The following is a 13,525-nucleotide window of genomic DNA, read 5'->3' as shown; positions in this document are numbered from 1 at the left end:
AACAATACGAAGATGGGCTGCCGTCACCGAAGCAAAGCGTCGGAATGGCATTTCCAAATGGCGACGCGCATCGGCAGAAATGTTTCTGATACGGCATCGAAGGTGCTTTTTACGGTCGTTGCGTCGGCATCGCAAAGCGAATTTCAGCTCAATAAACTGGCCGCCACATTCACCGAAAGACCCAGTATCGCCAGATTGAAAAAGAAAGCCAGCACCGATTGGATCAGCGTGAAACGCCGTGTAGCGGAGTCCGCGACCGCGACATCGGATGTCTGTGCCGCGACAGCGATCGTGAAGGCGAAGTAGGCAAAATCGACATAATCAGGATGAGACTTGTCATCCGGAAAACGCAAAGGCAATTGCGATTTCGCAGGCGAAGCGATGCCCTCCCCGGATCTTGGCATGCTTGCATCGGTCCAACTATGATGCATGTAGAACAAGCGGGCGTAGTACACGGTGAACGCGGTAGGCAACAACGTCCATGCGCCGATCAAGGCAAAACCCGACAGTGCGAGATGCAAGGCTTTCTGGGCCGCATCGGCCGCCGAATGGGCCGTGCCCAGTTCGAACACGATGGCGGCAATACTGGCCAATGCGGCAACACATGTCGTCACCAACACCGTTGAAGCACTTTCGTCCTCACTGTCGAGCGCGACGCGTCGACTGGCGGACTCGGCGCGATACATCATCGTCCACAACAGGATCAGATAGAGCCATAGACCGACATTCCAACCGAACAGTGCGCGCTCGAACACATGCCACTGGGAGGGCGCTAGCGCGGCAGCAACAAGACCGACGGCCATCGCACCATAGAGGCGATGATGAAAGCGTATCAAGCTGCGAACGTAGGTCTGCATGAGGAATGCCTTGAAGGATGCAATAGAGGCGCGGATGTCCGGCACATAGCGCACCGCTCCAGCTATTTATGCGACTGCCTTACCACCCTATCACACAGCGTCGCAGCGCACTGGCGACACAGGGCAGCAGTCGGATTGAGACCAGTCACGTTTCGTCGTCGTCGCAAAGTAGGCAACATGGCCTTGATTGAGACATTCCCCAAGGCCGGATCGCAAAACGTCAGGATCCACGTCGTAATACAACGGGGTTTGTCTGTTTTCATGCTTCCAGGCGTCGCGGACGTATCCGTCGACGTCAGGCCGTTTCTTGCAGTCCTCCGCGCTCCCAGAGCGCCTTTTCAATCATGGAGCAGTCATGACTTGTCGAGTGATAGTAGCTGACGACCACCCATTCTTTCTCAGGGGCGTGGAGCATGTCTGCGCCACGATGCCAAACATCGACATCGTCGCGACTGCCACCAGCTGCGACGAATTGATGGCTTGCCTTAAAAGCCAGGAAGATGCGAACCAACCGCCCTGCGATGTCCTGGTCACGGACTTCTCGATGCCGGGCAGCCGTCAGCAAGACGGATTGCGTTTGTTGTCTACTTTACGCCGGCTGCTTCCCAGCATGCGCATCATCGTGCTGACCATGCACGACAATGCCGGCGTTCTGGGATCGATCGCACGAATGGAGGTGTCCGGACTTGTCAGCAAGGCAGATGCCTCCGGCGAGCTGATCAACGCCATCCAGACCGTCATGGAAGGCCGTTGCTATCTGTCGCGCACGATTCGTCAGACGATCGGCTGCGAGGCGATGTCACGGCTCCCCACCAAGACACGTTTGTCGCCGCGTGAAGCCGAAGTGTTGCGCCTGTTCTCGTCGGGACTGACCGGCAATGAGATTGCGGCGACACTGCATCGCAGCAAGAAAACGATCAGCCGCCAGAAAGTCAGCGCTTTCCATAAACTCGGCGTATCGAGCAATGTGGAGTTCTTCGTCTATCTACGGGAAATGCGCGGCCAGGCAGAATGGCTGTCGTCGCCGGATCGTGCGGCCGCCGAGAGTGCTTTGGCCCCGTTGTCGGCGGACACGCTGAACGTCCCGGCGACAGGCGGGATGGCCGATGCGGCCGAGACCCACGGCGACCTTCAAGAAGCAGCCCCTGCGCCCGCGCCGGTCATGCGCGACAATGCCGGCAGCTTGCCGGTATGGGGTGCCGCCACCAGCGTATTACGCTGAGGGCAGGCCGCGTCGCGTCGCTCAGCCTGGCGTGGCGAAGCGCGGCCCGATGAGATCGATACGATCGGTACAAATCGTATCGACGCCCCATTCCAGCAGCGTCGCTGCCCGGGCCGGGTCATTCACCGTGTAAGCGAGCAAGCACAAACCGGCCGCCTTGACCTCGGCAACGCGCGCCTGCGTCAACTCGGTGTGGCGGATATGAAGCGAGACGCAGGACAAGGCCTGCGTCTGCTCGCGCCAGGGATCGGACCAGCTGCCGCACAGCATCCCGCGAGGCAACTGCGGCGCCACTTCCGCGGCCGCCGCCAGTGCTTCATATGAGAAAGACGACAACAACGGCGCGGCCGGGCTGCCCTTCCAGTATCTCAGCACCTCCCGCGCTACCACCTGTCCGGTATGCCGCTCCAAGCCAGGACCGGGTTTGATCTCGACATTGGCATGCAGGCCGAGTGCCAGACATCGGTCTGCGACATCGCCGAGCGTCGGAATACGCGCGCCGGCAAAGCGGGCATCGAACCAGCTACCGGCGTCCAAGGTTTGCAAGCGATGCCACGGCAACGTCGATGCGTCGCCGCTGCCGTTGGTCGTGCGTTCGACTTGATCGTCATGCAGCAGAAACACGATATCGTCGACGCCGCAGCGCGCGTCGAATTCGATCATCTGGTGCCCGAGACGGGCCCCGGTGTCGATTGCCTCCAACGTATTCTCCGGTGCCAGCGCGCCGCCACCGCGATGCGCGGCAATCGACGGATACGGCCAGCGATGCGACGGCGTAGTCGATGCGCCAACAGCGGAGGATACCTCGGAAGAGGAAGACGGAGACGATGATTTCATGGCGAAAAGGCGTGAATGCGGCGTTGCGTTCAAGGTTCGGTCCGGCGCCCCTATCCTTCGATTCGACGCGTGCTATCGGCATCGAAGAAATGCAGGCGATGCGCCGGCAGCGTCACCGGCAACAGTTCGCCGGGTGCCGGTGTGACGTCATGCGGCAGGCGTACGGCAATATCATGACCGCCCCACCGTCCGCGCGCCAGGTTATCGGCGCCGGTGCGCTCGCACACATCCACCGGCAATGTCGCGCCGGGCGGTGCGGCCGAGGCGGCAGTCGACGACTGCCCCGTTTTATACGATAGCTCGGATGAGGCGGACGCCAAGGCCATATGTTCGGGCCGGATGCCAAGGATACACCGTCGCCCGGCAAGACTGGCATATGACATCGACCTTGCCGTCGTGTCGAAGATCAGGACCGGACCGCCATCCTGCACCTCGAATGCGCGGCCATCATCGGTAACGCGTCCCTCCATCAGATTCATCGCCGGCGAGCCGATGAAACCGGCGACGAAGACACTGGCCGGCCGATCATAGACGTCGGCCGGGGTGCCGATCTGCTCGGCACGGCCCTTATACATGACGATGACGCGCTGCGCCAGCGTCATCGCCTCGATCTGATCGTGGGTGACGTAGACGCTGGTGGTTTTCAAACGCGCGTGCAGGCGCTGCATCTCGAGCCGCATCTGCACCCTTAGCCGCGCGTCGAGATTCGACAGCGGCTCGTCGAACAGGAAGACCGCCGGCTCGCGGACGATGGCGCGGCCCATCGCCACGCGCTGCCGCTGACCGCCCGACAGTTCGCGCGGCGTGCGCGCCAGCAGGCTGTCCAGTTCGAGCGTCTGTGCCGCCGCTTGCACGCGACGGGCGATGTCGTCGCGCGATACCCCGCTGATTTTCAGCGCATATCCCATATTCTGCGCGACCGTCATATGGGGGTACAGCGCATAATTCTGAAACACCATCGCGATGCCGCGATCCTTCGGCTCGTGTCGGTTGACGACGGTGCCCCCGATCGAGATATCGCCTTCGGACACGCTTTCTAGACCGGCAATCATCCTCAGCAAGGTGGACTTGCCGCAGCCCGACGGCCCTACCAGAACGACAAATTCGCCGTCGGCGATATCGACATCGATACCATGCAAGACATATTGCTGTCCGTCGTAAGTCTTACGTACGCCTCTGAGCGTCAATGCCGCCATCTGAAATTCCCTTTGGATGTCTTTTGACTACTTCTCTGTGTCCACGAGACCGCGGACAAACCAGCGCTGCATTGCGATGACGACCAGCAGCGGCGGCAACATCGCCAGCAGCGTCGCGGTCATCACCAGATGCCATTCGGTGGCCGTGTCACCAATGCCGATCATCTGTTTGATTCCGACCACCGCCGTCTGCCATCCGTTCTGGTTGACGACCAGGATCGGCCATAGATACTGATTCCATCCATAGATGAAGGTAATGACGAACAGCGCGGCGATCGTCGTCTTCGTCAACGGCAGGACGATGTCGATGAAGCAGCGCATCGGGCCGGCACCATCGATACGCGCGGCTTCCAGCAATTCCGACGGCAAAGTCATGAAGAACTGTCGAAACAGGAAAGTGGCCGTTGCCGATGCGATCAGCGGCAACGTCAAGCCCGCATAGCTATTCATCAGATGCAATGTGGACACCACTTGCACCGTCGGGAAGATCCGCACCTCCACCGGCAGCATCAACGTGATGAAGATCAGCCAGAAAGCGGTATTGCGAAACGGAAAGCGAAAGAAAACGATCGCATAGGCGGACAGGATCGAGACGACGATCTTACCGGCCGTGATGCCCAGTGCCATCGCCAGGCTGTTCAACAGCAGATGCCCAAATGGCGCCGTGGCATTGCCGGTGCCCTGCGTCCAGACATGCGCGATGTTTTCGAATAGATGCGTGCTGGGAATCAGCGACATCGGCACCGTGAACACTTCACTTTCGTTCATCGTGGCAGCGGTGAACGCGATGTAGAGCGGAAAGGCGATCAGCACGAGCCCCACGATCAGGACCGCGTGACAGAAGAGATCAAATCCGCGCCGATGCTCGATCATACGTATTGCACCTTGCGTTCAATGAAGCGGAATTGAAAAACGGTCAAACCGATGACGATCACCATCAGTACCACCGATTGCGCACCGGCACTGCCGATATCGAGGCCGCGGAAACCGTCGGCATAGATCTTATAGATCAAGGTGCGCGTCGATTGTGCCGGTCCACCGGCGGTGGTGGCATCGATGACCGGGAAGGTATCGAAAAACGCATAGACCACGTTGACGACCAGCAGAAAGAAGGTCGTGGGCGCGAGCAAGGGAAAGACGATGCCGAAGAAGCGTCGCACCGGTCCGGCACCATCGATGGCGGCCGCCTCGATCAATGAACGAGGAATCGCCTGCAGTCCGGCATAGAAAAACAAGAAGTTATAACTGACCTGCTGCCATACCGACGCCAGTACCACCAGGAACATCGCCTGGCCGCCATTCAGCGCGTGGTTCCAGATGATCCCGTGCGATTGCAGCGCGTGCGCAATCAGGCCGATACTCGGATTGAACAGAAACATCCAGAGAATACCGGCGATCGCCGGCGCGACGGCGTACGGCCAGATCAGCAAGGAACGATAGAGCCGCCCCCCACGCACGACACGGTCCGCACAGACGGCCAGGAGCAAGCCAATGGCCAGCCCTGCCAGCGTGACCATCGCGCAAAACCACAACGTGGTCTTGAACGATGCCAGGTAGAGTGGATCGGCAAAAAGCTCGGTAAAGTTTTGCAGACCGACAAAATTACTGGATAGGCCGAATGCGTCCTGCGCCTGCGTGGATTGCCATAAAGCCTCGCCGGCCGGCCACAAAAAGAAGATCGCGGTGATGGCCAGTTGCGGCAGAATCAGCAGATAAGGCAACCAGGACGCGCCGAAGGGCGTATTCGCCGCATGCGCACGGGCGCGCGCTTTGGCGAGCGCCCCTCGCGTGGTCGGTGCGAGGGGAGAAGGCGACGGCGACGATGACGTCGATGACGCGGAAACCGAGGCCGCTTCGTTCGCTTGCGTCACGTCAGCTTCCGGATTTCTGGAACCGACGCAGCAGATCGTTGCCGCGCGCAACCGCTGAGTCCAATGCCGTTTGCGGCGTCTTCGTGCCGCCCCAGACCTGTTCCAGTTCCTCGTCGATCACGACACGGATCTGCGGCATATTGCCCAGACGCAATCCCTTGGTGAACGGCAACGGCGGCTTGTTCATCATCTGCTTGATCGCCGTCTCGCTATCCGGGTGCGTTTTGTAGAAACCCTGCGCCTTCGTCAGGTCGTAGGCGGCCTTCGTCACCGGCAGGTAACCGGTATCCTGGTGCCACCTCGCCGCCACCTCGGGCTTGGCCAGATAGGCCAGGAATTCGGCCACGCCCTTATACGTGCTCTTATCCTTGCCGCCCATCACCCACAGGCTCGCGCCACCGATGATCGCATTCTGAGGCGCACCCTTGACGCTTGGGTCGTAAGGCAAGGTGCCGCTGCCGAATTCGAACTTCGCGTACTTCTTGATATTCGCCAATGCGGCCGACGAATTGGTCGTGATGCCGCAATCGCCACTGTAGAACTTGGCGTTGGGCTCGTCCTGGCGGCCGACATAGCTGAACGCGCCTTCGTTCTGCATCTTTTTCAAGAAGGCGATATGTGCGACCTGCAGCGGCTTGTTGAATTCGAGCACCGCATCGTCGCCATCGAAACCGTTATTGCGCGAGGCAAACGGTGCGGCATGCCAGGCACTGTAGTTCTCCAATTGGATCCAGCTCTGCCAGCCGGACGCATAGCCGCAGGACAGGCCCGCCCTGCGCAGCGCCAGCGCGTCCTTCTCCACCTCCGGCCAGGTCCGTGGCGGTTGATTCGGATCCAGACCGGCCTTGCGGAACGCGTCCTTGTTGTAGAACAGGACCGGAGTGGAGCTGTTGAACGGCATCGAGACCAGATGGCCGGTTTTCGCGTCGCTGTAATAGCCGGAGATCGTCGGAATGAAAGCACCCTCGTCTAATGGCACACCGGCATTCTTGAACACGTCGTAGACCGGGACGATCGCGCTCTTCGCCCGCATCATCGTCGCCGTTCCGACTTCGTAGACCTGCAGAATCGCCGGCGCGTTGCCGCTTCGATAGGCGGCGATGCCCGCTGCCAGCGTCTGATCGTAACTGCCCTTATAGACCGGCGTGATGTGATAGTCGCTCTGCGAGGCATTGAAGTCCTTCGCAATGTCGTTCACACGATCGCCCAGCGCACCTTCCATCGCATGCCAGAACGGAATATCGGTCGCGGCATTGGCGGAAGCGCTCGCCAGCACACCCAACGTGAGTGCTGCTGCGGCGCATACCGTCTTGACCGTTCGGGCCAGAGGCGATTGTTGCATTGGGCGTTCTCCTGTCGTCTATCGGAATGAAAACGTTATCGTAGGGCGCATTTGTTGCAGCAACATTACGTCATTGAATTGACATGATTGCCTGGGGCGACAATACCCGGCATTCGTCCGCACCGCGATTAGCATTAATCCGAATGATTGATACAAGTCGCGTATTACCGGAACGGCAAGGTGTTTCCTCGAGGAGAGGTCATTGCGCTTATCCGACAGAAAGTTTCGGCGTTTTCCCCCGCTCAGGGCCCAAGGCACGGGGATCGGGCCCGGGTGGTGACGTGGTGGCGAGGCCGCGGTGCGCATCGTTTCTGGTATTTTGCGATAGGCGCGCTATACTACTGTACATTCATACAGTATCAAGGTGAGCCATGCAAAACGCCGCGCTCCAGCATCCGGAAACCATCCACCCGTCCTTATGGCGTGCCTCCCAGCTCGCCCAGGTACGGCAAACCTGCGTGGATCCGGGGGATAGCCGTCTGGCGGCCGAATTGCCCGGTGGGGGCTGGCCCGTGGGCAGTTTGACGGAATTGATGCTGCCGCAGGCAGGCATTGGCGAATTCCGAATGCTGCGGCCAGCATTGCAAAACGTCGCGGCGCGTCCCTTGATGATGCTGTGCCCGCCCCATATCCCGAATCAACAGGCCTTCCATTATTGGGGACTGCCGCTGGCGCAATGGCATTGGGTGCGCGCCGCGCGGACGGCGGATGCTTTATGGGCGGCGGAGCAGATTTTACGCACCGGGGGGTGTGGCGCCCTGCTGTTCTGGCAGGACCCTGTCAGGCCGGAGGCATTGCGGCGGCTGCATATGGCCGCGCAGGCATCGTCGTCGCTGTTCTTTCTCTTTCGCCCATTGAACGCGGCGCATCGCACCTCTCCCGCGCCGCTGCGGCTGGCTTTGCAGCCCGCGCCGGAAGGATTGTCGGTGACCTTCATCAAGCGGCGCGGCCCCACCAGCGAGCAGTCCCTCGACCTGTCCTTATCGCCGTCCCCTATTTTATTGAATCGTCATGCGTCTTTGGATCGGCGTCTTTCTGCCGCACCTGCCCCTCGAAGTGTTTCGGCCGACCTGGTCCAGTGAAACGTCCCTTAGCGGCACCGACGCGACCGGCTCGCCGATCCCGCTCGCCGTGCTCGAACAGGGCCGGGTCGTGGCGATGAGCCGCGCCGCGCGCCAGGCGGGTGTCCGCCTGGGGATGAAGCGCGGCGGCGTGCTGACGGTTGCCGCGCAAGCGGTGCTGCGTGAACGGGATCTGCTCCGCGAAGCCGATGCCTGGCAAGGTGTCGCCCTGGCGTTAATGCAATACACGCCGCAAGTCGCGCTGCTCGACTGGGCGCGTGCATCTCAGCAGGCCGGCAGTACGCCGGCGCAGAATCAGATGCAGGGGGTGACATGGGGACAGGCCGGCGCAGCGATCGACGCACCGCTCATCGTCGCCGACATCTCGGCCAGTCTGCGGCTGTTCGGCGGCATCCGTGCGCTGCGCCGACGCATTCGCGCGACGCTGACCGCCAGCGGCCTGACGGCCCGTCTCAGCCTGGCCCCCACCGGTACCGCTGCCGCATTGCTGGCGCGCGCCGGTGGCATGACCGTTTTGCATCCGATGGCAATGCCGGAGGAGGCATGCATGTCGATCGGTATCCGCCGTACGCCGCGCTCCCTCGATCGGATACTCGGCCAGTTGCCCTTGCCTTTCCTGCCGGAAGCGCAGGCGCATGTGGACAGTTTGCACGGTCTGGGCTGCCTGACGCTCGACGATCTGCGGCGCCTCCCCCGTGCCGGCATCAAACGGCGATGCGGCGAAGCGCTCGTCGAGGCGTTGGATCGCGCACTGGGCCTGGCCGAGGAAGGGTTCCAGTGGCTCACGACACCGGAACAATTCGATCAACAGCAAGCCTTGCCCGACCGCGCCGACGACACAAGCCTTATTTTTGCCGGTGCAACAACGTTGATCGGCCGGCTGACGGGTTGGCTCGCGAGCCGTCAATGGGCGGTGACGCGTTTCATGCTGCTGCTCGAACACGAGCGAGGAAGGGAAGCACGCCCACCGACGCCGATCGAAATCGCTTTGGCCGAACCCACTTGGCATGACAGTCATCTATTGCGCCTGGTGCGGGAGCGATTGGCCAAAACCAGTTTGGAGGCGCATGTCATTGCGGTACGGTTGCAGGCCACCGCTGTAGAACCGGCCAAGCCGTTGAGCAACAGCCTGTTTCCGGAGCCGGCTGGCAGCCCGGCCGATCATCGTCGCTTGATCGAGTTACTACAGGCGCGGCTCGGCATCGACAACGTTCTGCAATGCCACGACCGGGAAGACTATCGCCCGGAGAGAGCAAATCAGTGGGGACGGCGCGACCCGCGCGGCACGCCGGAAAGCGGGGGCAAAGGCCGCGCCGGGGCACCTGCCTTATCGATCGTCAAGGCCGGCAATCTCGCCGAGGCGGCGCGGGCCCGCATCGCGCAGCATACGCCGCGTCCGGTCTGGCTGCTGGACACGCCACTGCCCTTGATGACGCGCCGACATCGGCCGTTCTACGGCAGCTCGCTACGCCTGGTATCGCCAGGAGAACGCATCGAATCGGGCTGGTGGGACGATGCCGTGGTGATGCGCGATTACTTCGTCGCGCAAGCCGACGATCACACCTGCTATTGGATTTTTCGGGAGCGCCTGGGGAGAAAAGTCAAGACGCGGGCCGACGAACAGGCGGACGGACAAATCGATGAACCGGCCGAGGCGCAGGCCGATGGCCCTGACACGAACCGATCGAACGGGCGGCCGTCCGATGCACGCCCATCCGGACGTGACGCCATGCCTGACACCGCGTCCGCGGAGGAAGCGCACTGGTTCCTCCATGGTTTTTTTGGGTGAATGCCGATGGTCGACCTGATGACACCGGCACCGCCCGATGCCGTACCACCCGACACGTCTCTGCCGCTATCCGGCTGGACGCCGATGCCCGCTTATGCGGAGCTGCAATGTTTTTCGAATTTCTCTTTTTTACGAGGTGCATCTCATGCGGAAGAATTGGCGCAACGCGCGGCGCAGCTGGGGTATAGCGCGCTTGCGATCACCGACGAGTGCTCGTTGGCGGGCGTCGTGCGCGCGCATGTCGAGGCAAAGAAAGCCGACCTGCCGCTGATCGTCGGCGCCACTTTCACGCTGGTGAGCGACGACGCGCAGACGCCTTCTCTCGAATTGGTGCTGCTTGCGTGCAATCGCGAAGGCTATGGCAATCTGTCCGAACTGATCACGCTGGCCCGCACCCGTACCGGCAAAGGCCATTACCGTCTGACCCGCGAGGATCTCGCCTCACCGGCGTCCTCCCATGCCATCCTGCGCGGCATGCCGGACTGCATCGCCATCCTCGTCCCCACCTACCCGGCCTTACCTGGCGACGATATTCTGACGGGACAAGCCCAATGGATCGCGCAGACCTTTCCCGGACGCGCCTGGGTCGGTCTGACACTGCACGCCCGCGCGATGGACGACCTGCACCGCGGCACCGTGGAACGGGCGGCGGCGGCGGCAGCCATCCCAATGGTGGCTTTGGGTGGCGTGACGATGCATGTGCGCTCGCGCAAGCCTTTGCACGATGTGCTGAGCGCGATCCATGTCAGTCGCCCCGTATCCGAATGCGGCTATGCGCTCTCCCCCAATGCCGAATCGCATCTGCGCTCGCGGCTGCGCCTGGCCAATCTCTATCCTGCGCGAGCACTGGCGGAAACGGTGCGCGTCGCCAACGCCTGCACCTTCAAGCTCTCCGATCTGAAATACGAATATCCGGACGAGTTGGTGCCACCGGGCGTCACGCCCGCCGTCTATCTCCGACAGGAAACCTATATCGGCGCGCGTCGGCGTTTCCCGCTCGGCATTCCACTGAAGATCCAGGAGCAGATCGAACACGAACTGGCCCTGATCGGCGAACTGGAATACGAAGCGTATTTCCTGACGGTCTATGACCTGGTGCGTTTCGCACGCAATGAAAACATCCTGTGCCAGGGCCGGGGCTCCGCCGCGAACTCCGCCGTCTGCTATTGCCTGGGAATCACCGAGGTCGACCCCGCACGCAGCAGCATGCTCTTCGAGCGCTTCATCAGCAAGGAGCGCAACGAACCACCGGACATCGATGTCGACTTCGAGCATCAGCGCCGCGAAGAGGTGATTCAATACGTCTATCGCAAATACGGTCGACATCGCGCCGCCATTGCCGCCGCCATCTCGACCTATCGGCCACGCGGTGCCTTGCGCGATGCCGGCAAGGCACTCGGCATCGACCCCGCCCTGGTCGATCGCGTCGCGAAGACGCATCAATGGTTCGACTCCAGCAGCGAATTGCTGGAACGGTTTCGAGATTCAGGACTGGACCCGGAGGCACCCATTATTCGGCAATGGGCCCATTTCGCAACACTATTGCTGGGGTTTCCAAGACATTTGTCGCAGCATAGTGGTGGTTTCGTGATCAGTCGGGGCAAGCTGTCTCGACTGGTGCCGATTGAAAACGCGGCAATGCCGGATCGCAGCGTCATTCAATGGGATAAGGACGACCTGGAATCGCTCGGCTTGCTCAAGATCGACATCTTGGCACTGGGCATGTTGTCGGCGATCCGACGCGCGCTGGCCTTGGTGTCGGCGCGCCGCGGCGAGCCGTTCGAGATGCAGGACATCCCGGCCGAGGACAAAGCAACCTACGACATGATTTGCAAGGCCGACACGATCGGCGTCTTTCAGATCGAGTCGCGGGCACAGATGAGCATGTTGCCCCGGCTGCGCCCCGAAACATTCTACGACCTGGTCATCGAGGTGGCCATTGTGCGTCCCGGCCCGGTACAAGGGGGGATGGTGCATCCCTATTTGCGACGACGGCAGAAGCTGGAACCGGTCACTTATCCCAGTGAAGAGATGAAAACAGCACTGTCGCGTACCTTGGGCGTGCCTATTTTTCAAGAGCAGGTGATGCAGGTGGCGATGCTCGCCGCCGGCTTCAGCGCTGATGAGGCGGACAGCCTGCGACGCGCGATGGCTGCGTGGAAGCGCAAAGGCGGCCTCGAACATTATTACGAGCGCATCGTGCAGGGCATGATGGCGCGCAACTACGACCGCAAGTTCGCCGAGGCCTTGTTTGCGCAGATTCAGGGCTTTGGGGAATATGGCTTTCCGGAAAGCCATGCAGCCAGTTTCGCATTGCTGGTTTATGCCAGTTCCTGGCTCAAATGCCATGAGCCCGAAGCGTTTCTTTGCGCCATGCTGAACAGTCAGCCGATGGGGTTCTACTCCCCCTCGCAACTGGTGCAGGACGCGCATCGGCACGGCGTACGCATCCAGGCCGTCGATGTCACGATCAGCGACTGGGACAGCACCTTGGAGGCCGCCGATGCCGACAACGACGACGTCTCCTCCCCTGACGGCGATCAGCAGCATCCGCCTGTTCCATCGACCGATCGGCCGGCGGTGCGGCTCGGCTTGTCGTTGATTCGCGGTTTCAGCCAGGACAGCGCGCGCCGCATCGAGACAGCGCGCGCGGTACGCGCTTTTGCCGATGTCGCCGATCTCGCGCACCGCGCCGCCCTGGACCGGCGCGATCTGCATCTGCTCGCCGCCGCCAATGCTTTACTGCCCCTGGTGGGCAACCGACGGCAAGCGCTATGGCAGGCAATGGGCCAGCTCGGCCCCCGTCCCGCGGCCGCAATCGAGGCGCCTCGCGCCCACGGCCAGACAGCGGACCTCTTGCGTCAGGCACTCAGCGACGATGCAACGCCGGCCTTCGCGCCTCCCAGCGAAGGCGAGCATATCGTCGCCGACTATCGGACGATCGGCCTGACCCTCGGACGCCACCCGCTCGCCTTGCTGCGCCCGCAATTGCGCGAACGTAAGCTACAAGCCGCCAGCGAGCTGTTCCGTTTAAAAAACGGACGGGCCGCTCGGGGTTGCGGGATCGTAACGGTCAGGCAGCGGCCCGGCACCGCAAAAGGCGTGATGTTCATGACGCTCGAGGACGAAACCGGCTCGATCAATGTGATCGTCTGGCCCGGACTGCTTGAAAAGCAGCGCCGCGAAGCCTTGAATGCATCACTGGTCGCCGTCTACGGCACTTGGCAGTGCCAAGGCGAGGTTCGGCATCTGGTTGCACAACGCTTTGTCGACCTGACCGATCTGTTGGGCGGCCTGCCGACCGTCAGCCGCAATTTTTGTTGAGCGAT

Annotated in this window: 10 protein-coding genes; 4 read left to right on the top strand and 6 right to left on the bottom strand. The window is 61.5% G+C overall.

Features of this window, described 5'->3' with window-relative positions; genetic code table 11:
* Positions 1–143: 143 nt before the first annotated feature.
* Positions 144–857, bottom strand: coding sequence for a DUF1345 domain-containing protein (locus tag ABEG21_RS23460; protein ID WP_347558970.1), 714 nt, complete (start codon positions 855–857; stop codon positions 144–146).
* 355 nt (positions 858–1,212) lie between these two features.
* On the opposite strand from ABEG21_RS23460, the gene ABEG21_RS23455 reads away from it, so the two are divergent.
* Positions 1,213–2,079: a response regulator transcription factor gene (locus tag ABEG21_RS23455; protein WP_347558969.1), complete on the top strand. Its 867-nt coding sequence runs from the start codon at positions 1,213–1,215 to the stop codon at positions 2,077–2,079.
* Positions 2,080–2,100: 21 nt separating this feature from the next.
* Here ABEG21_RS23455 and ugpQ read toward each other — a convergent pair whose 3' ends face one another.
* From ugpQ to ugpB, 5 genes are read right to left on the bottom strand one after another with little or no spacing between them, the layout of a single operon-like run.
* A complete protein-coding gene (gene ugpQ / locus ABEG21_RS23450; RefSeq protein ID WP_347558968.1) occupies positions 2,101–2,916 on the bottom strand; it encodes a glycerophosphodiester phosphodiesterase in 816 nt (271 codons plus the stop codon).
* Between the two features lie 50 nt (positions 2,917–2,966).
* On the bottom strand, positions 2,967–4,112 hold the full coding sequence (locus ABEG21_RS23445) for a sn-glycerol-3-phosphate import ATP-binding protein UgpC (RefSeq protein ID WP_347558967.1): 1,146 nt from the start codon (positions 4,110–4,112) through the stop codon (positions 2,967–2,969).
* A 27-nt stretch (positions 4,113–4,139) separates the two neighbouring features.
* Positions 4,140–4,985, bottom strand: coding sequence for a sn-glycerol-3-phosphate ABC transporter permease UgpE (gene ugpE / locus ABEG21_RS23440; RefSeq protein ID WP_347558966.1), 846 nt, complete (start codon positions 4,983–4,985; stop codon positions 4,140–4,142).
* Complete coding sequence (ugpA, locus tag ABEG21_RS23435; RefSeq protein ID WP_347558965.1) at positions 4,982–5,983, bottom strand: sn-glycerol-3-phosphate ABC transporter permease UgpA; 1,002 nt, start codon at positions 5,981–5,983, stop codon at positions 4,982–4,984. Before ugpA ends, ugpE begins: the two co-directional genes overlap by 4 nt.
* 1 nt (position 5,984) lies before the next feature.
* Positions 5,985–7,325: a sn-glycerol-3-phosphate ABC transporter substrate-binding protein UgpB gene (gene ugpB / locus ABEG21_RS23430; protein ID WP_347558964.1), complete on the bottom strand. Its 1,341-nt coding sequence runs from the start codon at positions 7,323–7,325 to the stop codon at positions 5,985–5,987.
* A 371-nt stretch (positions 7,326–7,696) separates the two neighbouring features.
* On the opposite strand from ugpB, the gene imuA reads away from it, so the two are divergent.
* The 3 genes from imuA to ABEG21_RS23415 all read left to right on the top strand — a co-directional run bounded on the left by imuA (position 7,697) and on the right by ABEG21_RS23415 (position 13,520).
* Positions 7,697–8,407, top strand: a complete 711-nt coding sequence (imuA, locus tag ABEG21_RS23425; RefSeq protein ID WP_347558963.1) for a translesion DNA synthesis-associated protein ImuA — start codon at positions 7,697–7,699, stop codon at positions 8,405–8,407.
* Positions 8,337–10,196 (top strand): DNA polymerase Y family protein, encoded by a 1,860-nt coding sequence (locus tag ABEG21_RS23420; protein ID WP_347558962.1) that lies wholly within the window; start codon positions 8,337–8,339, stop codon positions 10,194–10,196. The genes imuA and ABEG21_RS23420 overlap by 71 nt, the downstream gene beginning before the upstream one ends.
* An 84-nt stretch (positions 10,197–10,280) precedes the next feature.
* Positions 10,281–13,520 carry an error-prone DNA polymerase gene (locus ABEG21_RS23415; RefSeq protein ID WP_347559073.1) on the top strand — a complete coding sequence of 1,080 codons (3,240 nt, stop codon included), beginning with the start codon at positions 10,281–10,283 and terminating at the stop codon, positions 13,518–13,520.
* Positions 13,521–13,525: the final 5 nt, after the last annotated feature.

This window comes from Robbsia sp. KACC 23696 (genome assembly GCF_039852015.1).
Taxonomy (GTDB): domain Bacteria; phylum Pseudomonadota; class Gammaproteobacteria; order Burkholderiales; family Burkholderiaceae; genus Robbsia.
Note: the sequence above shows the minus strand (reverse complement) of the source record. Positions and strands in the feature narration are given on the sequence as shown.